The organism is Cupriavidus necator (assembly GCF_013141915.1).
GTDB lineage: Bacteria > Pseudomonadota > Gammaproteobacteria > Burkholderiales > Burkholderiaceae > Cupriavidus > Cupriavidus necator_B.
Window position 1 is genome coordinate 172,913 of the sequence record NZ_SROX01000002.1, and the last position, 22,628, is coordinate 195,540.

24 protein-coding genes are annotated in these 22,628 nt (G+C 69.0%); 17 read left to right on the forward strand and 7 right to left on the reverse strand.

Annotated elements, in window-relative coordinates; translation table 11 throughout:
- The first annotated feature begins 490 nt into the window (after positions 1 to 490).
- The 7 genes from E5S69_RS05770 to E5S69_RS05800 all read left to right on the forward strand — a co-directional run bounded on the left by E5S69_RS05770 (position 491) and on the right by E5S69_RS05800 (position 5,822).
- Entirely contained in the window at positions 491 to 1,111 is a 621-nt protein-coding gene (locus E5S69_RS05770; RefSeq protein WP_171514067.1) for a MotA/TolQ/ExbB proton channel family protein, read from the forward strand.
- A 23-nt stretch (positions 1,112 to 1,134) separates the two neighbouring features.
- Entirely contained in the window at positions 1,135 to 1,560 is a 426-nt protein-coding gene (locus tag E5S69_RS05775; RefSeq protein ID WP_171514068.1) for an ExbD/TolR family protein, read from the forward strand.
- Positions 1,561 to 1,703: 143 nt separating this feature from the next.
- Positions 1,704 to 2,807, forward strand: coding sequence for a tetraacyldisaccharide 4'-kinase (gene lpxK / locus E5S69_RS05780; protein ID WP_171514069.1), 1,104 nt, complete (start codon positions 1,704 to 1,706; stop codon positions 2,805 to 2,807).
- Positions 2,788 to 2,991 carry a Trm112 family protein gene (locus E5S69_RS05785; RefSeq protein WP_171514070.1) on the forward strand — a complete coding sequence of 68 codons (204 nt, stop codon included), beginning with the start codon at positions 2,788 to 2,790 and terminating at the stop codon, positions 2,989 to 2,991. Before lpxK ends, E5S69_RS05785 begins: the two co-directional genes overlap by 20 nt.
- Before the next feature lie 11 nt (positions 2,992 to 3,002).
- Positions 3,003 to 3,812: a 3-deoxy-manno-octulosonate cytidylyltransferase gene (gene kdsB / locus E5S69_RS05790; protein WP_171514071.1), complete on the forward strand. Its 810-nt coding sequence runs from the start codon at positions 3,003 to 3,005 to the stop codon at positions 3,810 to 3,812.
- Positions 3,813 to 4,204: 392 nt separating this feature from the next.
- Positions 4,205 to 4,870: an adenylate kinase gene (gene adk / locus E5S69_RS05795; RefSeq protein ID WP_171514072.1), complete on the forward strand. Its 666-nt coding sequence runs from the start codon at positions 4,205 to 4,207 to the stop codon at positions 4,868 to 4,870.
- A 193-nt stretch (positions 4,871 to 5,063) separates the two neighbouring features.
- Complete coding sequence (locus E5S69_RS05800; protein WP_171514073.1) at positions 5,064 to 5,822, forward strand: SDR family NAD(P)-dependent oxidoreductase; 759 nt, start codon at positions 5,064 to 5,066, stop codon at positions 5,820 to 5,822.
- Positions 5,823 to 5,840: 18 nt separating this feature from the next.
- On the opposite strand, the gene E5S69_RS05805 is transcribed toward E5S69_RS05800, so the two are convergent.
- A complete protein-coding gene (locus E5S69_RS05805; RefSeq protein WP_171514074.1) occupies positions 5,841 to 6,650 on the reverse strand; it encodes a helix-turn-helix transcriptional regulator in 810 nt (269 codons plus the stop codon).
- A gap of 159 nt (positions 6,651 to 6,809) precedes the next feature.
- Between E5S69_RS05805 and E5S69_RS05810 the strand changes: the two genes are divergently transcribed.
- A complete protein-coding gene (locus tag E5S69_RS05810; RefSeq protein WP_171514075.1) occupies positions 6,810 to 7,589 on the forward strand; it encodes a class I SAM-dependent methyltransferase in 780 nt (259 codons plus the stop codon).
- Positions 7,590 to 7,604: 15 nt separating this feature from the next.
- On the opposite strand, the gene E5S69_RS05815 is transcribed toward E5S69_RS05810, so the two are convergent.
- The gene (locus tag E5S69_RS05815; protein ID WP_171514076.1) at positions 7,605 to 8,522 is read right to left on the reverse strand and encodes a LysR family transcriptional regulator; all 918 of its coding nucleotides are present in this window, start codon (positions 8,520 to 8,522) and stop codon (positions 7,605 to 7,607) included.
- Positions 8,523 to 8,626: 104 nt separating this feature from the next.
- Between E5S69_RS05815 and E5S69_RS05820 the strand changes: the two genes are divergently transcribed.
- Positions 8,627 to 9,652 (forward strand): bile acid:sodium symporter family protein, encoded by a 1,026-nt coding sequence (locus E5S69_RS05820; protein ID WP_171514077.1) that lies wholly within the window; start codon positions 8,627 to 8,629, stop codon positions 9,650 to 9,652.
- 66 nt (positions 9,653 to 9,718) lie between these two features.
- Here the strand turns inward: E5S69_RS05820 and E5S69_RS05825 are convergent, their stop codons facing one another.
- Both E5S69_RS05825 and tsaE read right to left on the reverse strand, forming a co-directional pair.
- Positions 9,719 to 11,212, reverse strand: a complete 1,494-nt coding sequence (locus E5S69_RS05825; RefSeq protein ID WP_171514078.1) for an N-acetylmuramoyl-L-alanine amidase — start codon at positions 11,210 to 11,212, stop codon at positions 9,719 to 9,721.
- A complete protein-coding gene (gene tsaE, locus E5S69_RS05830) occupies positions 11,206 to 11,718 on the reverse strand; it encodes a tRNA (adenosine(37)-N6)-threonylcarbamoyltransferase complex ATPase subunit type 1 TsaE (RefSeq protein ID WP_171514079.1) in 513 nt (170 codons plus the stop codon). Before tsaE ends, E5S69_RS05825 begins: the two co-directional genes overlap by 7 nt.
- Before the next feature lie 16 nt (positions 11,719 to 11,734).
- Here tsaE and queG point away from each other — a divergent pair, with 16 nt between their 5' ends.
- Positions 11,735 to 12,949, forward strand: coding sequence for a tRNA epoxyqueuosine(34) reductase QueG (gene queG / locus E5S69_RS05835; RefSeq protein WP_171514080.1), 1,215 nt, complete (start codon positions 11,735 to 11,737; stop codon positions 12,947 to 12,949).
- Between the two features lie 32 nt (positions 12,950 to 12,981).
- Here the strand turns inward: queG and E5S69_RS05840 are convergent, their stop codons facing one another.
- Positions 12,982 to 13,875: an AEC family transporter gene (locus E5S69_RS05840; protein WP_171514081.1), complete on the reverse strand. Its 894-nt coding sequence runs from the start codon at positions 13,873 to 13,875 to the stop codon at positions 12,982 to 12,984.
- A gap of 214 nt (positions 13,876 to 14,089) precedes the next feature.
- Here E5S69_RS05840 and E5S69_RS05845 point away from each other — a divergent pair, with 214 nt between their 5' ends.
- From E5S69_RS05845 to plsY, 6 genes are all read left to right on the forward strand, one after another.
- A complete protein-coding gene (locus tag E5S69_RS05845; protein WP_236901236.1) occupies positions 14,090 to 14,728 on the forward strand; it encodes a chalcone isomerase family protein in 639 nt (212 codons plus the stop codon).
- A 103-nt stretch (positions 14,729 to 14,831) separates the two neighbouring features.
- Complete coding sequence (locus E5S69_RS05850; RefSeq protein ID WP_171514082.1) at positions 14,832 to 15,800, forward strand: tripartite tricarboxylate transporter substrate binding protein BugE; 969 nt, start codon at positions 14,832 to 14,834, stop codon at positions 15,798 to 15,800.
- 208 nt (positions 15,801 to 16,008) lie between these two features.
- A complete protein-coding gene (locus tag E5S69_RS05855; RefSeq protein ID WP_171514083.1) occupies positions 16,009 to 16,488 on the forward strand; it encodes a methylated-DNA--[protein]-cysteine S-methyltransferase in 480 nt (159 codons plus the stop codon).
- On the forward strand, positions 16,485 to 17,423 hold the full coding sequence (gene xerD, locus E5S69_RS05860) for a site-specific tyrosine recombinase XerD (RefSeq protein WP_171514084.1): 939 nt from the start codon (positions 16,485 to 16,487) through the stop codon (positions 17,421 to 17,423). The genes E5S69_RS05855 and xerD overlap by 4 nt, the downstream gene beginning before the upstream one ends.
- Before the next feature lie 23 nt (positions 17,424 to 17,446).
- On the forward strand, positions 17,447 to 17,938 hold the full coding sequence (locus E5S69_RS05865; RefSeq protein WP_171514085.1) for an aminoacyl-tRNA deacylase: 492 nt from the start codon (positions 17,447 to 17,449) through the stop codon (positions 17,936 to 17,938).
- Positions 17,939 to 18,051: 113 nt separating this feature from the next.
- Positions 18,052 to 18,660 (forward strand): glycerol-3-phosphate 1-O-acyltransferase PlsY, encoded by a 609-nt coding sequence (plsY, locus tag E5S69_RS05870; RefSeq protein WP_171514086.1) that lies wholly within the window; start codon positions 18,052 to 18,054, stop codon positions 18,658 to 18,660.
- A 110-nt stretch (positions 18,661 to 18,770) separates the two neighbouring features.
- Here the strand turns inward: plsY and E5S69_RS05875 are convergent, their stop codons facing one another.
- Positions 18,771 to 20,042, reverse strand: a complete 1,272-nt coding sequence (locus tag E5S69_RS05875) for an ATP-binding protein (RefSeq protein ID WP_171514087.1) — start codon at positions 20,040 to 20,042, stop codon at positions 18,771 to 18,773.
- A 51-nt stretch (positions 20,043 to 20,093) separates the two neighbouring features.
- Entirely contained in the window at positions 20,094 to 20,837 is a 744-nt protein-coding gene (locus tag E5S69_RS05880; protein WP_171514088.1) for a response regulator, read from the reverse strand.
- A gap of 338 nt (positions 20,838 to 21,175) precedes the next feature.
- On the opposite strand from E5S69_RS05880, the gene E5S69_RS05885 reads away from it, so the two are divergent.
- Positions 21,176 to 22,621, forward strand: coding sequence for an MdtA/MuxA family multidrug efflux RND transporter periplasmic adaptor subunit (locus E5S69_RS05885; RefSeq protein WP_171514089.1), 1,446 nt, complete (start codon positions 21,176 to 21,178; stop codon positions 22,619 to 22,621).
- Positions 22,622 to 22,628: the final 7 nt, after the last annotated feature.

Genomic DNA, 22,628 nt, shown 5'->3' on the forward strand with positions numbered 1-22,628 from the left:
GGTTTACGCGATCTCTCAGCCACCTGTCCACAAGCCCTCCACAGTACTGTCCCGCTGCATTGTGGAAAGTCGCACCCGTAGGTGCGGCAGCGCACGGAGGCGAGGCCGGAAACTGTGGCAAGCGCCGGGCCGGTACGTGCCCGATGCGCCGCAGCGCCACCCGGGGCGACCTTGCCCAATTTTTAAGCAGCACCAGCTTTGCCCTTTCCGATCAATGGCTTAGCCATCTTGTCCGGCAGCTTTCCACAATCGATCCACAACACTGTCCCTGCGCGCTGTGGACAGCGCGGTGCGGTGACCGGCCGGGGCGATGCGCGCCAGAGACAGCTGCGCGCGGTCCCTTGCCGCGCGCCAGGCCGCGGGTTAGAGTGGCGCCTGTTTTTTCAGAGCAATGCCGGAGCGCGCAGCAAGGCATCATGCCGACGCGCCTCAAGGCATGCCGACAGGTGGTTTGGGGTTTCGTAATTCGGTGGTCGATCCGGGGGTCCAATTGTTTTCCATCATTCAAGCGGCCGGCTGGCCGATCTGGCCGCTGTTGCTCGCCTCGGTCATCGCGCTGGCGCTGATCGTCGAACGTTTCCTGTCGCTAAAGCGCAGCAAGGTGCTGCCCGCGCGGCTCTATGAAGAAGCGCTGGCGGCCGCGCAGCAACGACGCGCCACGCCGGAAGTGGTCAACACGCTGGAACAGAATTCGCCGCTGGGCCGGGTGCTGGCCGCCGGCCTGCGCCACGTGGTACTGCAGCCCCATACCTCGCGCGATGCCGCCAAGGACGTGGTCGAGGAAGCCGGCCGCGTGGTTGCGCATGAGCTTGAGCGCTACCTGAACGCGCTTGGCACGATCGCCTCGGTGGCACCGCTGATGGGGCTGCTGGGCACCGTGATCGGCATGATCGAGATCTTCGGCGGCCAGGGCGGCACCGGCACCAGCCCCGAGCAGCTGGCGCACGGCATTTCGGTGGCGCTGTACAACACCGCCTTCGGCCTGATCGTGGCGATCCCGGCGCTGATCTTCTGGCGCTACTTCCGCCGCCGCGTCGACGACTACGTGGCCGAACTGGAATTCCGCGCCACCTCGTTCCTCGACGCCATCCTGCCGCAGCGCCGCGCCTGAGCGCCGCACGCAAAGCGAACGCCATGCACTTCCGTTCCCGCCAGCGTCGCGAAGAGCCGGAGATCAACCTGATCCCGCTGATCGACGTGCTGCTCGTGATCTTGATCTTCCTGATGATCACGACCACGTACTCGCGCTTTACCGAGCTGCAGATCCAGCTGCCCACCGCCGATGCCGAACGCGCCCGGCAGCAGCCGCAGGAGATCGTGGTATCGGTGTCTGCTCGCGGCGTCTATTCGGTCAACAAGCAGGTGATGGAGCAAAAAGACGTCACCAGCCTCGCCGACCGGCTGCGCGCAGCCTCCGGCGCCAGCGGCGAGCAGCCGGTGGTGATCGTCAATGCCGACGCGCAGGCCACCCACCAGGCCGTGGTCAATGTGATGGAGGCCGCGCGGCTGGCCGGGCTGTCGCGCCTGACCTTCGCCACCCAGAGCGCGCAGCCGCGCTGATCCCGGGCCGGCCCGCCCCGCCGGCGGCCGGCGGGCTTGCCCCATGCGCATGGCAATGCCCATAATGGTTGGGTCGCCCGAGGGGCGAAGCCGCGCGCGCACTACAATCGCATCCCGACCCTCGACTCTCGCCCGCCGCGTCCATGCCCGTTCCCCGTCATGCCCTTGCCGATTTCGTAACCGCCCAGTGGCAACGCCGCGGCTGGTTCGCGTGGGTCATGCTGCCGTTCTCGCTGCTGTTCGGCCTGGTCGCGCGGGTGCGCCGCCATGGCTACCAGCGCGGCTGGTTCAAGTCGACGCGGCTGCCAATGCCCGTGGTGGTGGTCGGTAATGTCACCGTGGGCGGCACCGGCAAGACCCCGGCGGTGATCGCGCTGGCGCAGGCGCTGACCGAGGCCGGGCTGCGGCCCGGCGTGGTCTCGCGCGGCTACGGCGTGCAGCTGAAGCACCCGCGCCGGGTCAAGCCGACCTCGCAGGCCAGCGACGTCGGCGATGAACCGCTGCTGATCGCGCGCGCCACCGACGTGCCGGTGTGGGTCTTCCCCGACCGCGCGCTGTGCGCGCAGACCATGCTGGTGTCGCACCCCGGCGTCAATGTGCTGCTGCTCGACGACGGGCTGCAGCACTACAAGCTGCAGCGCGACTTCGAGATCGTGATGTTCGACGCGCGCATGGGTGGCAACGGCCTGATGCTGCCGGCCGGCCCGCTGCGCGAGCCGCTCTCGCGCCCGCGCGACGCCACCCTGATCAACGACCCCACCTTCCGCGCCACGCCCGACCGCCCCGGCGTGTACGGCATGCGGCTGGAGCTGGACGATGCCTGGCAGCTTGCCGATCCCACCATGGCGCGGCCGCTGAGCGCCTTTGCCGGCCGGCGCGTGCTGGCCGCGGCCGGCATCGGCAACCCCGAGCGTTTCTTCGCCAGCCTGCGCGGCGCCGGCCTCGCGCCGAAGACGCTGCCGCTGCCCGACCACTATGACTTTGTCGCCGACCCGTTCGTCGACCATCCCGATGCGCTCGATGCCGACGTGATCCTGATCACCGAGAAGGATGCCGTAAAATGCGAGCGCTTCGACGACCCGCGCATCTGGGTCGTGCCCACCAGGCCCGTGATCGATGCGGGCCTGATCGATAAAATCCGCCGCGCCGTGCAGGCGCAAATCCAACCCGCGCCGAACGCGCCGGCCGCCGCGAGCGGCGCCGCCGGGCGCAACGAGGAACACCGAGATGGACAACCGGCTGCTTGAAATCCTGGTCTGCCCGCTATGCAAGGGCAAGCTGGAATACGACCGCGCCGCGCAGGAGCTGATCTGCCACGCCGACAAGCTGGCCTACCCGATCCGCGACGGCATCCCCGTGATGCTGGCCGACGAGGCCCGCCAGTCGGTGCCGGGCCGCGTGGTCGAGCCGGACGCGCCGGCGGGCAACTGAGCAGCGCGGCCATGACCCTCCCCGCGTTTACCGTCGTCATTCCGGCGCGGCTGGCCTCGACCCGCTTGCCCGACAAGCCCCTGGCCGATATCGGCGGGCGCCCGATGGTGGTGCGCGTGGCCGAACGCGCGCATGCGTCTTCGGCGCAGCGCACCGTGGTGGCCACCGACGCGCCGGCAGTGGCGCAGGCCTGCGCCGCGCACGGCATTGAAGCCGTGCTGACGCGTGCCGACCACCCTTCCGGCACCGACCGGCTGTCCGAGGTGGCGGCGCAACTGGGCCTGGCCGATGACGCCATCGTCGTCAACGTGCAGGGCGACGAGCCGCTGATCGAGCCGGCGCTGATCGACGAAGTGGCGCTGCACCTGGCGCGCCACGCCGACTGTGCCATCGCCACCGCGGCCCATCCGCTGCACGACAGCGCCGAAGTGTTCAACCCCAACGTGGTCAAGGTGGTGTGCGACGCCGCCGGCCGCGCGCTGTATTTCTCGCGCGCGCCGATTCCGTGGGCGCGCGACGCCTGGTCCGGCGTGCCGGCCGTGCCCGCCGCGCTGGCGCAGGTGCCGCTGCCGGCCATGCCGGTGCTGCGCCATATCGGCCTGTATGCCTATCGCGCCGGGTTTCTGCGCCGCTTCCCCACGCTGCCCGCCGCGCCGCTGGAACAGACCGAGGCGCTGGAGCAGCTGCGCGCCATGTGGCATGGCGAGCGCATCGCCGTGATGCAGACCGCCGGCGCGCCCGCGCCCGGGGTCGACACCCAGGCCGACCTCGAACGCGTGCGCGCGCTATGGGCGCAGTCGATGGCCCAGGAAGGCCCCTGACCGGCGCCCCATCGGTCCGGGCACGGCGCCCGCGCGAGCGCCTGCCCGCTCGGGTTGATTCTGCTGCAACCTCAATCGGGGGGCCGATTTCGGGCCGAATCCGGCCCGCCTCATGGCATAATGCTTGCCGATACAGAGCCGCCCCGCTGGCACGAGCAATCGCGCCGCCGGCCAAGGCTCGGTGGGGAGATAAAGATAGAGCCCGTCCGGTGCGCCGCGCCGCCATCCACCTGGCAGCCGCCGCCGGCCGTACGCGTGGGTACGCCTGAGCCGTGCCCGCGCTGAACGCAGTCAGCACGCACCGGGACCGCAGTAAGTCTTGCGTCAAGTTACGGCGTTACCCTCCTTCTGATCTCCCGCCATACCGGATTAAAAACTCTGAGGACCCGTAAATGCGTTTGATCCTGTTGGGCGCGCCTGGCGCCGGCAAAGGCACGCAAGCCAAGTTCATCTGCGAGAAGTTCGGCATTCCGCAAATCTCCACGGGCGACATGCTGCGCGCCGCGGTGAAGGCCGGCACGCCGCTGGGCGTGGAAGCCAAGAAGGTCATGGACGCGGGCGGACTGGTGTCGGACGACATCATCATCGGCCTGGTGAAGGACCGCCTGAAGCAGGACGACTGCAAGGGCGGCTACCTGTTCGACGGCTTCCCGCGCACCATTCCGCAAGCCGAGGCGATGAAGGAAGCGGGCGTGGCGATCGACTACGTGCTCGAGATCGACGTGCCGTTCGACGCCATCATCGAACGCATGAGCGGACGCCGCGTGCACGTGGCATCGGGCCGCACCTACCACCTCAAGTACAACCCGCCCAAGGCGGAGGGCGTCGACGACGAGACCGGCGAGCCGCTGATCCAGCGCGACGACGACAAGGAAGAAACCGTCAAGAAGCGCCTCGACGTCTACTCGCAGCAGACCCGTCCGCTGGTGGACTATTACTCGGACTGGGCCGCCAAGGGCGACGCCGCGGCCAAGGTGGCGCCGCCCAAGTACCGCAAGATCCTGGGCGTCGGCAACGTCGACGAGATCACCGCGCGGGTGTTCGAGGCGCTGAAGTAATCGCCTGTTCGCCTGTGCAGCATGAATGAAAAAGCGGCCTTCCGGCCGCTTTTTCATTTTGCGTGACGGGTATCACCGCGCCTTATGCACCCCTCTTACCCGAAACCACCCTTGATGGCCCTTGCATGCCGTGCCGTGCTCCGTACAATATTGACGTTTACGTAAACGGAAACCACACCGAGGAGACACCATCGTGGAAATCAAGGACAACGTATTCATCATCACCGGCGGCGCTTCCGGCCTGGGTGCCGGCACGGCCCGCCTGCTCGCGGAAGCGGGCGCCAGGCTCGTCATTGCCGACCTGAACGAAGCCGCCGGCCAGGCCCTGGCCAGCGAGATCGGAGGCCGGTTCGTGCGCTGCGACGTGACCTCGGAGGCCGATGGCCAGGCCGTGGTCGCGGCGGCACAGTCCCTTGGGCGCCTCGCCGGGCTGGTCAATTGCGCCGGCATCGCCACGGCCAACAAGACCGTTGGCAAGAACGGCCCGCACCCGCTCGACGCCTTCGACAAGACCATCCGCATCAACCTGGTCGGCACCTTCAACATGATCCGGCTGGCCGCCGCGGCGATGGTGCAGAACACCCCGGACAGCGAGGGCGAGCGCGGCGTGATCATCAATACCGCCTCGGTGGCAGCCTTCGATGGCCAGATCGGGCAGGCCGCCTATGCCGCGTCCAAGGGCGGCGTGGTGGCCATGACGCTGGCGATCGCGCGCGACCTGTCGCGCGACGGCGTGCGTTGCATGACCATCGCGCCGGGCCTGTTCGAGACGCCGATGCTGCTGGGCATGCCGCAAGAGGTGCAGGACGCGCTGGGCAGGATGGTGCCGTTCCCGCCGCGGCTGGGTCGTCCCGCCGAATATGCGAAGCTGGCGCGCTCGATCATCGAGAACACCATGCTCAACGGCGAGGTGATCCGCCTCGACGGCGCGATCCGGATGCAGCCCAAGTAATGGCTCGCTGCTGCCCGCTCAACCGGGCAGCAGCATCACCAGCATCAGCCCTGGCGCCGCCGCCGGCACCAGCGTGACCTGCTCGAACTGCAGCGCGCCCTGGCGCGGATGGCGGAAACCGCGGCGCCCGCCCTCGCGGTCTTCCACGTCCTGCGACAGCCAGGCAGCGCGGAAGTCCGCGCTCTCTGCCATCAATCCCTCGATCAACGCCCGTGTTGGCGCCGCGTCGGCGTGGCGGATGCTGTGTGCGCGGAATTCCGCCACCAGCCGGGCCGCGCGGTGCGGCCAGTCTTGCACCAGGGCCTGCAGCGCCGGCGACAGGAACATGGCGCGCAGCAGGTTGCGCTCGGTGCTGGCGGCGTCGAGCCAGCCGATGAACAGGTCCGCGGCCGCGCCGTTCCAGGCCAGCGCGGTCCATTGGCGGTCAAGCAGGTAAGCCGGTCCGCCGATGGCATGCACGCAGGCCAGCACCGCGGGCGGCACGGGCTCGCCGGCGGCGTGTTGCGGGTCGCGCCGGCCGGCCAGCTCGAACAGGTAGGCGCGTTCGGCGCGCGATAGCCGCAGCGCCGCCGCCAGGCTGGCGAGCGCGCGTGCCGACAGTGCCACCGGCCGCCCCTGCTCCAGCCACGTCACCCAGGTTGTGCTCAGTCCCGCCAACTGCGCGACCTCCTCGCGGCGCAGGCCGGGCGTGCGGCGGCGCTGGCCGGGTGCCAGGCCCACGTCAGCCGGCGCCAGGCGTTCGCGGTGTGCGCGCAGGAAGGCGCCGAGCACGGCTTCGCGCGATGCTGTCGAGGATGAGGGATCTGAAAGCTGAGCGAGTGGCGACATGGCAGGCTGGTGGCGCTTATACCAGGATAAAGCGGTACTTGTACCGGGAAAATGACCCGCCTACAGTATGCCGTACCCGCCTCGCGGGCAAGCACCTCCCCCAGACAACAAGACCGCGCGCCCGACCTGGTTCGGCCGCGGCCCAAGGAGCCCAGCACCATGCAGCAACAGGAACTCGTCGCCGCGCAATTCGGCGCCACCGCCAGCGCCTATCTCACCAGCGCGGTCCACGCCAGCGGCGCGGACCTGCAGCAACTGAAGGACGAACTGGCCGCGCTGATTCCCGCCGCCAAGCGCCCGCGCAGCCGCGTGCTCGACCTGGGCTGCGGCGCCGGCCATGCCAGCTTTGCCGCCGCGGCAGTGGCGGGCGAAGTCACCGCTTACGACTTGTCTGCCGACATGCTGGCCGTGGTCGAGGCCGCGGCGCGCGAGCGCGGGCTGGCCAATCTCCGCACCCGCCAGGGCGCGGCCGAGCAGCTGCCGTTCGACGATGCCAGCTTCTGCGCGGTGGTGTCGCGCATGAGCGCGCACCACTGGCGCGATGTGCCGGCCGCGCTGGCCGAAATCCGCCGCGTGCTCAAGCCCGGCGGCAAGGTGGTCATGATCGATATCGCCGGCGCGCCGGACCCGCTGCGCGATACCTGGCTGCAATCGGTCGAGCTGCTGCGCGATCCCTCGCACGTGCGCGACTACACCCCGGCCGGCTGGCGGGCGATGTTCGAAGCCGCGGGTTTTGCCGCGGAAGCCATTGCGGTATCAGAGATCTGGCGCATCGGCATCGCGTTCGACAGCTGGGTGCAACGGATGCGCACGCCGGCGGTGGCAGTGGACGCGATCCGGCACCTGTGGCGGGTGGCGCCGGCCGAAGTGCGCGAGCACTATCGCGTGCAGGAAGACGGCAGCTTTGAACTGGAAGCGGTAATGGTCACCGCGCGGTGACCGGACGCGGCCCGCTCAGGCCGCGGCGCTGACGGCTGGCGCCTCGGCCCGCACGGTCAGGCGGCGCACCAGCTCCCACACCGCCGCCGCGGCCGGCGAGAGGGAACGGTCCTCGCGCCGCACCATGACGATGCTGCGTTCCTCGCGCGGCACCAGCGGCCGCCACACCAGCGGCGACGCCGCCGGCAGCGGCAGCGAGAACGATGGCAGCACCGAAGCGCCGATGCCGGCCTCGACCATGCCGAACACACTGGCCGAATGGCCCAGTTCCTGCACCACCTGCGGCGCCACGCCGTGTCGGCCGAACACGCGGTCGATCAGGGGCCGGCTGCCCGAGGCAAAGTCCAGCAGTACCAGCCGCAAGCCATGCAGCGCCGACCACGGCACCGAATCCGCCTGCGCCAGCGGATGGTCGCGCCGGCACACAAAGCAGAACGGGTCGGTCGCCACCGGCACGACCAGCAGCCCGTCGCGCACCAGCGGATCGATCAGCACGCCGAAGTCCACCGCGCCGGCGCGGACCTGCTCCAGCCCGTCGGCCTGGACGTTGTCGCGCACGGTCAGGCGGATCTCCGGATATTGCGCGGCGCACGCGGCCACGTAGAGCGGCATCAGCCGGGCGGAGATCGTAGGCGCCCCCGCTATCACTACTCGACCCCGATAGCGTTCCCCCAGCTGCCGGGTTTCTTCCAGTGTGTCGTCCAGTTGCCCAAGCAGGCGCTCCAGCGCCGGTGCCAGCGCATGGCCGGCTTCGGTCAGCACCACTTCGCGCGTGGTGCGATCGAGCAGCCGCACGCCGAGCGCGTCTTCCAGCTCTGCCACGCCGCGGCTGACGGCTGGCTGGGTCAGGCCGACCGCGTCGGCGGCCCGGCTGAAGCCGCCGCTGTTGGCCACGGCCAGGAACACGCGCAACTGGCGCAATGTGTAATTCATGCAACAAATGGATAAATAGATTCTATAAATGAATTTGCATTCTAGACCCGGCTAGCGTCCAATACTAGGCAAAACCCTAACATCGCAGGATTTCACCCGCAGTCATGTCCCGTATTGTCCGCAATCTCAAGAAGCTCTATGACCTGATCGACGGCTTTGTGCTCGTCATGCTGACGGCCATCGCCATCGCGCTGGCCGCGCCGGAACTCGGCACCGGCGATGGCCCGCTGCAACTGGGCGTGGTGACCAGCCTGGGCGTGGCGCTGGTGTTCTTCCTGCACGGCGCGGCGCTGTCGCGCGACAAGCTGGTCGCGGGCGCCAAGCACTGGCGCCTGCATGTGTTCGTGCAGGTCTTCACCTACGTGGTGTTCCCGGTGGTGGGCGCGCTGCTGATGCTGTCGCTGCGCAATACGCTGCCGGCCGACCTGCTGCTGGGCGTGTTCTTCCTGTGCGCGCTGCCGTCGACGGTGTCGTCGTCGGTGGCCATGACCTCGATGGCGCGTGGCAATGTCTCGGGTGCGATCTTCAATGCCACCATCTCGGGCCTGATCGGCATGCTGGTGACACCGCTGCTGATGGGGCTGGTGATCAGCGCCAGCGGCGCGTCGATGCCGCTGGGCAAGGCGCTGACCGGCGTAGCGCTGCAGCTGCTGCTGCCGTTCGCGCTGGGGCAGCTGCTGCGTCCGCTGATCGGCAGCTGGCTGGCGAAGAAAAAGCACATCACCAACAAGATCGACCGCGGCGTGATCGTGCTGATCGTCTATTCGTCGTTCTGCGACGCCACCGCCGAAGGCCTGTGGCACCAGTACCAGTGGCAGACCATCGGCGCGGTGATGGCGATTGCCGCGGTGCTGCTGTTCGTGGTGCTTGGCTTCACCACGCTGACCGCGCGCCGCCTCGGCTTCTCCGTCGAGGACGAGATCACCGCGGTGTTCTGCGGCTCGAAGAAAAGCCTGGCCAACGGCATCCCGATGGCCAAGATCCTGTTCGCCGGCCATCCTGCGCTGGGCTTGCTGGTGCTGCCGCTGATGGTCTACCACCAGCTGCAGCTGATCGTCTGCTCGGTGATCGCGTCGCGCTATGCCAACCGCGATGCCTTGCTGGAGGACCAGGCCACGGCGCGGGCCTGAAGCGCGCCGCCATGAAAAAACCGGGGCATGCCCCGGTTTTTTTGTGCCTGCCGCCTGCGCGACGGCTCAGACAGATGGATTCTTCGACAGCGGCGGATTGCGCGCGAAGTAAGCGCGGATGCCCTTCAGGATGGCGTTGGCCAGCTGCTCCTGGTGCGCGTTGTCGTTGAGCTTGCGCTCTTCCTCCGGATTGCTGATGAAGGCAGTCTCGATCAGGATCGACGGAATATCCGGCGCCTTCAGCACCGCAAACCCGGCCTGTTCGACGCTGCCCTTGTGCAGCTTGTTGATGCCGCCGATCTCGCCCAGCACGGCCTTGCCGACCTGCAGGCTGTCGTTGATCTGCGCGGTGGTCGACAAGTCCAGCAGCACGCGCGCCACCTGCGCGTCCTTGTTGCCCATGTTGGCGCCGCCGATCAGGTCGGAGGCGTTTTCCTTGTTGGCGAGCCAGCGCGCCGCGCTGCTCGACGCGCCGCGCTCGGACAGCGCGAACACCGACGCGCCGCGCGCCTCGGGCGACAGGAAAGCATCGGCGTGGATCGATACGAACAGGTCAGCCTGCACCCGGCGCGCCTTCTGCACGCGCACGTTGAGCGGCACGAAGAAGTCGGCGTCGCGCGTCATCATCGCGCGCATATTGGGCTGCGCATCGATCTTGGCGCGCAGCCGGTGCGCGATCTGCAGCACCACGTCCTTTTCACGCGAACCGGCCGCGCCGAGCGCGCCCGGGTCTTCGCCGCCGTGGCCCGGGTCGATCGCCACGGTCAGCAGGCGGCGCATCTTGAAGGGACGCTCGGCAGTAGGGTTGTCGCGCGCGACCGGCGGCACCACGGGGGCGTTGGGGGCCGGCACCGGCGGTGCCGAATGCTTTGGCCGGGCGGCCATTGGCGGCGGCGCGGTGGTGGGCGGCACCTCGCCCTTCTCGTCGAAGCGGCGCACCAGCGCGCCGATCGCGTCTTCTTCCGCCCCCGCCGGCGCGCCGGCGATGCCCTCGGCGCCCGGCGCCGGGTCGGAGGTGGCAAAGCGGCGCTGCTTCTCCTCGGTGTCGCGCACCAGCTTCCACAGCGGGTCGGGCGGGTTGACCGGGTACAGGTCGAACACCAGCCGGTTGCGGTAGCTGCCGATGGGCGCCAGCGTGAACACCTGCGGTGCCACGTTTTCCTTCAGGTCGAACACCATGCGGACCACGCGCGGGCGGTTCTGGCCGACGCGCACGGTCTGGATATAGGGGTCATTCGGGGTGATCTTGGCCACCAGCTCGCGCAGCGTCGGCGACAGGTCCAGGCCGTCGATGTCCACCACCAGCCGGTCGGGGTCGCGGATCATCTGGTGCACGGCGGCCAGCGGGGAATCGGATTCGATGGTGACGCGGGTGTAGTCCTCGGCCGGCCACACGCGCACCGCGACGATGCCGGCACCGAACGCGAGCTGCGGACCGGCCAGCGTCAGGACGGCGGTGCCGGCGCCCAGCTTCAGTGCCTGCGCCATCCATTTGCGGCGCGCCTGCAGCAGGCCGTCGGGTCCATCGGGGCGGTCGGTGGCAAGTCGCTTGATCAGCATGCGTTCAGCAAGGTAAGTCCAGTGGGAGTATAGGCGCGCATCGTCGCGATCCGCCGCTCGCCGGCATCATCCGCGCCGGCCATGTCCGATTGGAGCAACAGGTGCAGATCCGGTTCCCCCAGCAGGCGCCCGGCCTTTTCCGGCCACTCGACCAGGTTGAAGGCCGGTTCGGCGAAACAGTCGCGAAACCCGGCATCGAGCCACTCTTCGGGATCGGCAAAGCGGTACAGGTCGAAGTGGTAGACCGTCAGTGGCGAGCCGTCGGCGCGGGCGACGTCATAGGGCTCGCACAGTGTGTAGGTCGGGCTGCGGACCTTGCCCGCGTGGCCCAGCGCGCGCAGCACGGCGCGCGACAGCGTGGTCTTGCCGGCGCCCAGATCGCCGGACAGCTGCACGTGGACCGTGCGCGGCGGCATGGCCTGCACCGCGGCGGCCAGCGCGGCGCCCAGGCGCGCGGTGGCGGCTTCGTCGGGCAGCGTCAGGGTGCGTTCTTCGAGCAAGGGCATTGCGTACAATTCAGGAATGATCGACCGAGTCGCTCCCGGGCAGGCGGATACGCCGCCCACCCCCGTTCCAGATACCACCGGCCATGCGGCCGCGGGCCCAGGGGAGCTTGCGGCGCTGGCCGCGTCGATCCGCGCATGGGGCGCGGCGCTGGGCTTTGCCTCGGTGCGCATCGCCGATGTCGACCTCGCGCATGCCGAGCCAGGACTGCTGGCCTGGCTGGCGCAGGGCTACCACGGCGACATGGATTATATGGCCAACCACGGCTTGCGGCGCGCCCGTCCGGCCGAACTGGTGCCCGGCACGGTGCGCGCGATCGTGGCTCGCATGCCGTACATTGCGGCCGCCGGCGCGCACGCGGATGCCGCCGACTGGCGCCGCCATGAGCTGGCGCGGCTCGACGACCCGGCCACCGCGGTGGTGTCGCTGTACGCACGTGGGCGCGATTATCACAAGGTGCTGCGCAGCCGTTTGCAGCAGCTGGCCAGCCGGATCGAGGCAGAAATCGGCAAATTCGGCTACCGCGTCTTTACCGACTCGGCGCCGGTGATGGAAGTGGCGCTGGCCAGCCAGGGCGGACTCGGCTGGCGCGGCAAGCATACGCTGCTGCTGGACCGCGACGGCGGCTCGATGTTCTTCCTCGGCGAGATCCTGGTCGATATCCCGCTGCCAGCCGATCCGCCCGAGTCCGACCATTGCGGCAACTGCCACCGCTGCCTCGACATCTGCCCCACGCGCGCCATCGTCGCCCCCTACCGGCTCGATGCGCGCCGCTGCATTTCCTATCTCACCATCGAGCACAAGGGCGCGATCCCGGTGGAATTCCGCGCGCCGATGGGCAACCGCGTCTATGGCTGCGACGACTGCCAGCTGGCCTGCCCCTGGAACAAGTTCGCGCACGTGGCCACGGTGCCGGACTTCGATGTGCGCAACGGGTTGGACGCTCCCGACATGGTGGCGCTGTTCGCGTGGACCGAAGCCGAATTCAACCAGCGCCTAGAAGGCAGCCCGATCCGCCGCATCGGCCATGAACGCTGGCTGCGCAACCTGGCGGTGGGGCTGGGCAACAGCTTGCGCGCGGCACTGTCGGGCACGCGCACCGAGGATACGGCGCTGGCCGCGCGCATCCGCGCGGCCTTGCTGGCGCGGCGCGAGAGCGCCACGCCGCTGGTGCGCGAGCATATCGACTGGGCCCTGGCGCAGGGGGGCCCGCCGGCGGAGCAGGACGGCTGAACGGGTCTTCGCCCAGCCGCCCCCGCGATCGTTCAGCTCACCAGCGCCAGCCACAGCGGCGTGGTAACGATCGCCGCCACCGTCATCAACGAGATGGTCGCGGCCACCATCGGCCCGTTGCCGCCCATGCGCACGGCCAGGATGTAGGCGCTGGAAGCAGTGGGCAGCGAGGCGTACAGCACCACGATCTGGTACTGCAGCGCGGTCAGCGGCAGGTGCCGGCCCACCAGCCATGCCACGCACGGCATCGCCACCAGCTTGACCCCAGTCCACCACGCCACCGGCCCGGCGGTGCCGGTGGCGCCGCTAATCTGCAGCCCCGCACCCACCGTCATCAGGCCCAGCGCGGTCGACGCCGAGCCCAGCCGGTTCAGCGTCATGCCCAGCACCTCGGGCGCGTGCAGCCCCATCAAGTTGGTCGCGAGGCCGCCAGCCGTGGCCAGGATCAGCGGATTGCGCGCCAGCTCCTTCCACAGCGCGCTTTGACCATGCCTGGCCAGGGCCCACACCGCGGCCACATTGCACAACGGCACGGTGCAGCCGACGATTACCGCCATTAGCGCCAGCCCTTCGGAGCCGCCCAGCCGCGAGGCCAGCGCCAGCCCGATATAGGAATTGAAGCGGAACGCGGTCTGCAAGCCCGAGGCAAAGCTCAGCGCGTCCGGGCGCAGCACCCATTTGACGGCGTAGCCCGCCGCGATGCCAACGGCCAGCACCAGCAGCGCCAGCGCCAGCATGGCCGAGGTCGAGGAAAAGTCCAGCACCGCGGTATTGGTCGACTGCAGCAACAGCGCCGGAAACAGGACGAAGTAGACCAGGCGCTCCACCCCGCTCCAGAAGGCGCGGTCGAACGGGGAATAACGCACCAGCAGCCAGCCGATCAGGATCAGGCTGAAGTCCGGCACCAGCAGGAGGGCAGAAGACATCTAGGGTTGTTGTTGTCGTGGCGGTGGCATGGCGCTGCAGCGGCCCAGGCACCCGCTGCAGGAAACGGCGGCGGGGGGAGATAACGGCGAAAATACCGGAATGTGCAGACTAGGGCAGATACGGATAGGTATTTTTCCAGATTTCCGGCAGCATGGCATGCCAAGTTGTACGCCTGCCGCCATGTTGTCCCGCATCCGTTCCGCGCCGCTGCGCATGGACACCCTCCTCCGCTCCCGCTTCCACCCTGGCCTTCGGCCGGGCCATCGCCTGCGCCTGGCCGTCTTGCTGGCAGCGCTCGCCGCTGCCGCCGGGGCCCAAGCCGTGCCCGGGCCGGCGCGCGCGGTCGAGATCGAAGGCATGCGCTTTGACGATGCGGCGCGCGTGGGCGGCAAGGAACTGCAGCTCAATGGCGCGGCACTGCGCACCAGCTTCCTGACCAAGGGCTACGTGGCCGCGCTGTATCTGCAGGAAAAGGCCCGCAACGCGGCCCTGGTATTGGGCACGCCGGGGGCCAAGCGGCTACAGTTACGCATCCTGCGCGAGACCGAGCCGCCAGCGGTGGCGCGCGCGATCCGCCAGGGCATGCGCAACAACCACAGCGAGGCGCAGATGCAGGCGCTGGCGGTGCGGCTGGTACAGTTCGAGCGCACCCTGGGCGAGCTCGGCACCGCGCACAAGGGCGACGTGATCAACCTGGATTTTTCCCCGCAAACGGGGACGGTCGTCGCCATCAACGGCACCCCGCGCGGCCGGCCGATTCCGGGCGAAGACTTTTACCAGGCCGTGCTTCGGGTGTTCCTGGGCGAACGCCCGGCCGACGCCGGGGTCAAGCGCGGCCTGCTGGGCGGCTGACCCAGATTACGCTGCCGCCGCACCGCCCGACCTGTGGCACTGCGACGGTTTTTTTGCTTCCGGGCGGCACCCTGCCCGGATTTCTGACGGGAGACATGATCTCATGCAAGCTGGCAAACTCGCACTGACCCTGGCCCTGGCGGCCGCCGCCTCCGCGGCGCAAGCCCAGAGCTATCCCACCAAGCCGATCCGCCTGATCATTCCGTTCGCACCGGGCGGCACCACCGACATCGTCGGCCGTGGCGCGGCGGACCAGATGAGCCGCATCCTGGGCCAGCCGGTGGTGGTGGAAAACCGCGCCGGCGGGGGCGGTTCGATCGGCGCCGATGCCATCGCCAAGGCGGCGCCGGACGGGTACACCATCGGCATCTCCACGGTGTCGACCATGGCCGTGAACCCGGCCTGCAATCCCAAGCTGTCGTACGACCCGATCAAGGACTTCAAGCCCATCACCAACCTGGCCAACGTCGCCAACGTGATCGCGGTGAATCCGAATTTCCCGGCCAAGGACTACAAGGAGTTCCTCGCCGTGCTGAAGGCCAACCCGGGCAAGTATTCGTACGCGTCGTCGGGCACCTGCGGCTTCGGCCACATGCTGGGCGAGCAGTTCAAGGTCTCGACCAAGACCTTCATGGTCCATATCCCGTACCGCGGCGCGGGCCCCGCACTGAACGACGTGCTGGCCGGCCAGGTACCGATCATGGTCGACAACCTGCCGTCGTCGATGCCCTACATCAAGGCCAACAAGCTGCGTCCGATCGTGGTGGCGTGGAACAAGCGCCTGGAATCGATGCCCAACGTGCCCACCTTCGGCGAGATGGGCCTGAAGGAGCCGAACGATCCGGCCTGGTACGGCCTGGTGGCCCCGGCCGGCACGCCTGACGAGATCATCAAGAAGCTCAACGACGCCGCCGTCAAGGCGCTGCAGGACAAGGACTTCCAGCAACGCCTGCGCACCGCCGGCGCCGAGCCGTCGGGCAACACCCCGGCGCAGCATGCGGCCGAGATCAAGAAGGAATTCGACAAGATGAAGAACCTGGTGAAGGTGCAGAACATCAAGCTGGAGCAGTAAAAAAGGCAACACAGGCAGCGCGGTTTTGGGCGCGCCCGAGCAAGGTGTTCTCCCTCTCCCCTCACCGGGAGAGGGTCGGGGTGAGGGTGGTTTAGCTGGAAGCCACCTCAAGCGAAGCCCAACTGCCCGAAGGCCGCCGCGAGGCGGCCTTTTTTTCTGCCCCCGCCAAAAAGCACTAGAATCCAGCATTCGCCCCAGCCGGACCGCCATGCCCGCCACCTACGACGCCATCCTTTCCGCCCCGTTCGGCAAGATCGGCGTGCGCACGGACGGCGCGCGCATCCGGGCCATCGTGTACCTTCCCGGGCACGTCGAGGCGCACGCGCCGGCCGATGCGCTGACGCAGCGGCTCGCCGCGCAGCTGGCGGCCTATTACGACGATCCCGACACCGCCTTCGACCTGCCGCTGGCCCCGGCCGGCAGCGATTTCCAGCAGCGCGTGTGGCAGGCCATCTGCGCCGTGCCGCGCGGCGCCACCACCACCTACGGCACCATCGCCGAGGCCATCGGCGCGATGCCGCGCGCGGTCGGCCAGGCCTGCGGGCAAAATCCTTTCCCGATACTGATCCCGTGCCATCGCGTGGTCTCAGCGCGCGGCATCGGCGGTTTTTCTCACCATGCCGAAGACGGCTTCTACCTCGACGTCAAACGCTGGCTGCTGCGCCACGAGGGCGCCATGCTGATATGAGCGCCGCCGCGCCGGCACCCGAGCTCGCCGCCGTCCCCAGCGATGCCGATGTGGCCCTGGTGGGCCGCTTCTGCGACGCGCTGTGGCTCGAAGACGGGCTTTCGCGCAACACCATCGACGCCTACCGCCGCGACCTGACGCTGCTGGCGCGCTGGCTGCAGCACGAGCAGCGCCGCGTGCTGCTGGACGCCGACGACGGCGCGCTGTCGGCGTATTTCAGCGCGCGCCACACGCAGACCCGCGCGTCTTCGGCCAACCGGCGCCTGGCGGTGTTTCGCCGTTTCTACCAGTGGGCGCTGCGCGAGCACCTGGTGCAGGCCGATCCCTGCCTGCTGCTGCGCCCGGCCAAGCAGCCGCCGCGCTACCCCAAGACCCTGACCGAGGCCCAGGTGGACGCGCTGCTGGAAGCGCCCGACGCCGGCACGCCGCTGGGTCTGCGCGACCGCACCATGCTCGAGCTGATGTACGCGAGCGGGCTGCGGGTGTCGGAGCTGACGCAGATGAAGACCGTCGAGATCGGCCTGAACGAGGGCGTCGCGCGCGTGGTCGGCGGCAAGGGCGACAAAGAGCGGCTGGTGCCGTTCGGCCAGCAGGCCGGCGACTGGCTGCGCCGCTACCTGGCCAGCGCGCGTCCCGCGCTGCTGGCGGGGCGTGCCTGCGACGCGCTGTTCGTCACGCAGCGCGGCGAAGGCATGACGCGCCAGGCGTTCTGGCACCTGATCAAGCGCCATGCGCGCGATGCCGGCGTGCACGCGCCGCTGTCGCCGCACACGCTGCGGCATGCCTTCGCCACGCACCTGCTGAACCACGGCGCCGACCTGCGCGTGGTGCAGCTGCTGCTGGGGCATGCCGACATCTCCACCACCCAGATCTATACCCACGTCGCCCGCGAACGCCTGCGCGAGCTGCACCAGCAGCACCATCCGCGCGGCTGAACGCCGGGGCGGCGGCCACTGTCATGAGCAAGTCCAAACACGTTTCGGAAACTCCGGCCACGCAAACCCTGCGCAAGCACGGCGTTGCCTTCGGCGAGCACCCCTATGACTATGTCGAGCACGGCGGCACCGGCGAGTCGGCGCGCCAGCTCGGCGTGCCCGAGCATGACGTGATCAAGACCCTGATCATGGAAGACGAGCGTGCGCAGCCGCTGGTGGTGCTGATGCACGGCGACTGCTCGGTCTCGACCAAGAACCTCGCGCGCCAGACCGGGCGCAAGAGCGTGCAGCCGTGCAAGCCCGAGGTGGCGCAGCGGCATAGCGGCTACCTGGTGGGCGGCACTTCGCCGTTTGGCACGAAGAAGCGCATGCCGGTGTATGTGGAAGCGACCGTACTGGAACTGGCGCGCATCTATATCAACGGCGGGCGCCGGGGTTACCTGGTGAGCCTGGACCCGAAGCTGCTGCCCGCCCTGCTCGACGCCCAGCCGGTGCAGTGCGCGCTGCCTGACTGAGCCTGCCGGGCGGCAGCTCGAGGGAAGCCTCCACGCCAATCGGAGCAATCACGGTCGTGGCGGCGGCCCCCGCCGCGCTACAATCGCGCCAGCCTGCAAACATCCCACTCCACATGGCCAATCTGCTTTTTGCCCTTGCCGCCTATCTGATCGGCTCCGTTTCCTTCGCTGTGGTCGTCAGCAAGCTGATGGGGCTGCCGGACCCGCACTCCTACGGCTCGGGCAATCCCGGCGCCACCAACGTGCTGCGCACCGGCAACAAGAAGGCCGCGATCCTGACGCTGATCGGCGATGCCCTGAAGGGCTGGCTGGCGGTCTGGCTGGCGGCGCGCTTCGGCCCGTCGCACGGCCTCAACGACACCGGCCTCGCCATGGTCGCGCTGGCGGTATTCCTGGGCCATCTGTTCCCCGTGTTCCACCGCTTTGCCGGCGGCAAGGGCGTGGCCACCGCGGCCGGCATCCTGCTGGCGATCGACCCGATCCTGGGCCTGGGCACGCTGGCCACCTGGCTGATCATCGCGTTCTTCTTCCGCTATTCGTCGCTGGCGGCACTGATGGCGGCGATCTTCGCGCCGTTCTTCCACGTGCTGATGAATGGCGTCGATGTCATGACCGGCGCGATCTTCATGATCAGCGTGCTGCTGATTGCACGGCACCGGCAGAACATTGCCAAACTGCTGGCGGGCAAGGAAAGCCGGATCGGGGAGAAGAAGAAGGTCTGAAGGATTTGGGGCAAACGGCTGCGAGCGTTTGCATGCGGCCGGTTTGCTCTCCTCTCCCGCAAGCGGGAGAGGGAGCCAGGCAAGCGGTGATCAAGCCACCGCCGCCTTCATCACGCCACCGCCGCCCCGAACACCATCTCCACCCGCAACCCGCCCCCCTCGGCGTTCACCAGATTGAGCTTGCCGCCCGCCTGCCGCACCAGCCGGTCGACGATCGCCAGCCCCAGCCCCGAATGCGCATTGCCGCCGCGCGCCGGGTCCAGCCGCACGAATGGCAGCGTGGCGCGCTCCTTGTCATCGTCGGCAATGCCGTCGCCCTGGTCCTCCACCACCAGCATGTAGCCATCCGGCGTGCGCGAGGTCGCGATGCAGACCGGCGGCTTGCCATAGGCGTAGGCGTTGTCGACCAGGTTGCCGACGATGCGGTCCAGCTGCGTGGCGATCATGCGGAAGCCCTCGCCCGCACCCAGCGACAGCACCACCTGGCGTTCCTGCTCGGCCAGCGAGGCGGCCAGCTCGTTGACGCGCCGGTCCACCGGCACCGGCCGCGCGGTCGACTCGCTGGTCTGCGCGAAGCTCAGGAACTGTTCCACGATGGCCGCCATCGATTCGACATCGCGCGTGACGCCCGCCGCGGCTTTGGGATCGGCCAGCATCTCGGCGCGCAGGCGCAGGCGCGCCAGCGGCGTCTTCAGGTCATGCGCGATGCCGGCCAGCATGGTGTTGCGCTCCTGGTCGATGCGGGCCAGGTCGGCCACCATGCGGTTGAAGCGCTCGATCAGCTGGCGCAATTCGTGCGGGCCGCGCTCGCGCAGCGGCGGCACCGCGTGCTGGCGCGACAGCAGCGCGGCGGCGTTGGCCATGTCGCGCACCGGGCGCTGGATCTGCCACGCGATCAGCACCGCGAACACGATCGCCACGCCCACCACCAGCATCACGCCGGGCACCAGCCGGTTGTCCGGCGGCGGGTTGTGGACCCACAGGATCGGCATGGCGATCCAGTTGGCGCGGTCCGGCAGCTTGATCCAGATGCGCGGCGTGGTCTCGTCCTCCAGGCGGATCTCGGTGCCTTGCGGCAGCCTGCGGATAAACTGCTCGACCAGCCGGCGCGAACGCCCGCCCTTTGGCACGGTGGCGTGCTCGTCGGCATCGGCGGTATTGGCGGTCTCCACCAGGCTCGGCAGCTTCGCCGGCGGGCGCGCATCGAGCGCGCGCTCGATGCTGTCGAGCTGGAACAGCATCTGCTCTACCGAATAGTCGACCTGCTGCTGGCGGCGGTCCATGCGCAGGATGGCGAGCCACGAGAAATGGCTGATCACCAGCACCGCGGCGATCAGCAGCGCAATGCGGCCGAACAGGGTATCGATACGTCGCAACTTCATTGGAAGGCAGTTCTGATGGCTAACGGCGCCAGCTCGTGGCGGCCGCAGCCATTATTCGGGGAGCCCAGCCGGAATCTCTTCCGCTTCATCGGGCACGAAGGTGTAGCCGCGCCCGCGCACGGTCTGGATATAGCGCGGGCGCTGCGCGTCCTCGTCCAGCAGCCGGCGCAAGCGCCAGATCTGCACGTCGATGCCGCGGTCGCTGATGCCGCTGGCGCTGCCGTACATCAGCTCGACGATACGCTCGCGCGACAGCACTTCGAGCGGATGCATCAGCATCAGCTTGAGCAGCGCGAACTCGGTATCGCTGATCGACAGCGGGTGGCCGGCACGCAACAGCGTGCGCTGGCGGAAGTTGACGCGGAACGGCCCGAACGCGACCGATTCGCGGTCTTCGGGCGCCGCCGCCGGACGCGCCAGCTTGCGGCGCAGCACGGCATTGATGCGCGCCAGCAGTTCGCGCGGCGAGAACGGCTTGCCGAGGTAATCGTCGGCGCCGATTTCCAGGCCGACGATGCGGTCGATCTCGTCGCTGCGGGCCGTGAGCAGGATCACCGGGATATCGTCGTTGCGGGCGCGCAGGTTGCGCAGCGCGGTCAGGCCGTCGACCTTGGGCATCATCAGGTCCAGCACGATCAGCGCCGGCCGCTCGCGCTCCAGGCGCGCCTGCAGGCCGTCGCCGTCATGCATCACCGAGACGGCGAAGCCCTGCTGGGTCAGGTATTCGCGCAACAGGTCGCGCAGTTCGGGATCGTCGTCGACAACGAGGATCTGGGTAGGCTGGTTCGTTCGCATAGGCACATGATAGTCAGCCCCGGCGCCACATACGCCTGGGCGGCCGGACGGTTTTGTTTCCGCAGGTTACACCCGGGGCCCTGGTAATCCTCTGTAATAAATCGGCCGGCCACCGAAATACGGGCGTCCGCGCCGGCACATTATCCTTGCCGCATGACTCGCCGCCGGCGCCGCCCAATGCGCGCCGCACGGCACTCGCCGGCACGCTGACGGCCCCCTGGACTCGCGTCCCCGCAAGGCCGGCCAGCGCCCATGCGATGCGGCATACTGCGGCATCGCCACTTGCCAGCAGAACATTACGGCGCGCCCCGGGGCGCGCCGTTCCCAGGATTTCGTACATGTCCCACCCCGAACAAGGCCAACCTAACCCTTCCCCGTCCCCGTCTTCCCGCCCGCCCCTGCCGCCAGGCACCCCGCGCAGGAACCGGCGCGGCCTGTATGCCGGGCTGCTGGTGCTGTTGCTGGCCGGGGGTGGCTGGTACTGGTATGCGCACCGCGGCGACGCCCCCAAGGGCATCGCCGGGGGCCCGGGCGGCGCCAGCGGCCCCGCGGCGGGAGGTCCCGGCGGCCCGGGCGGGCGCGCCGGCATGCCGCGCTCTCCGGTGGTGGTAGCCACCGTGGTCCAGCGCGACATGGAGGTGGTCCTGAACGGGCTGGGCAACGTGACCCCGGTCTCGAACGTCACCGTGCGCGCGCAGGTGTCCGGGCCGCTGCTCAAGGTGCTGTTCAAGGAAGGCCAGATGGTCAAGGCCGGCGACGTGCTGGCCGAGATCGACCCGCGCCCGTTCCAGGCCGCGCTCGACCAGGCCGTGGGCCAGCTGGCGCGCGACCAGGCGCTGCTGCAGAACGCCCGGCTGGACCAGCAGCGCTACCGCACCCTGCTGGGCCAGGACTCGATCTCCAAGCAGCAGGTCGACACCCAGGACGCACTGGTGCGCCAGTACGAGGGTGTGGTCAAGACCGACCAGGGCAATGTCGCCAACGCGCGGCTGCAGCTCGGCTATACGAAGATCGTCGCGCCGGTGTCGGGCCGCATCGGCCTGCGCCAGGTCGATCCGGGCAACATCGTCAATACCGGCGACACCAACGGCATCGCGCTGATCACGCAGATCCAGCCGATCGCCGTGATGTACACCATCCCCGAGGACAACCTGCCGTCGGTGCTGAAGAAGCTCAACGCCGGCGAAAAGCTGCCGGTGCAGGCCTGGGACCGCCAGGTGCGCAACCAGCTCGGCGAAGGCACGCTGCTGACCACCGACAACCAGATCGACACCACCACCGGCACGGTCAAGCTCAAGGCGGTATTCCCCAACGCCGACGGCATGCTGTTCCCCAACCAGTTCGTCAACGTGCGCACGCGCGTCGACACGCTCAAGGACGCCACCGTGGTGCCGGTGGCGGCGATCCAGCGCGGCCAGCAGGGCACCTTCGTCTATACCGTGGACGAAGCCAGCAAGGTCAAGGTGCAGGTGGTCACGCTGGGCCCCGGCGACGGCAGCCGCAGTGCGGTGCTCAAGGGCCTGGCGCCCGGCCAGCGCGTGGTGGTGGACGGCGCCGACCGGCTCAAGGAAGGCATGACGGTCGAAACTGTCGACCCGGCGGCGCGCGCCGCCGCGGTGGCGCCGGCCAGCCAGCCGCGTGCGCGCGCGCGGCGCCATCGCGACGGCGCCGGCGGTGCCAGCGGCGCGCAGGCCGATGCCGGCGCGGGCGGCGCCTCGGCGCCGCCAGGGGAACGCCGGCGCCACCGCGATGCCGGCACCGGCGCGAGCGCGCCGCAGCAGTAAGGACACC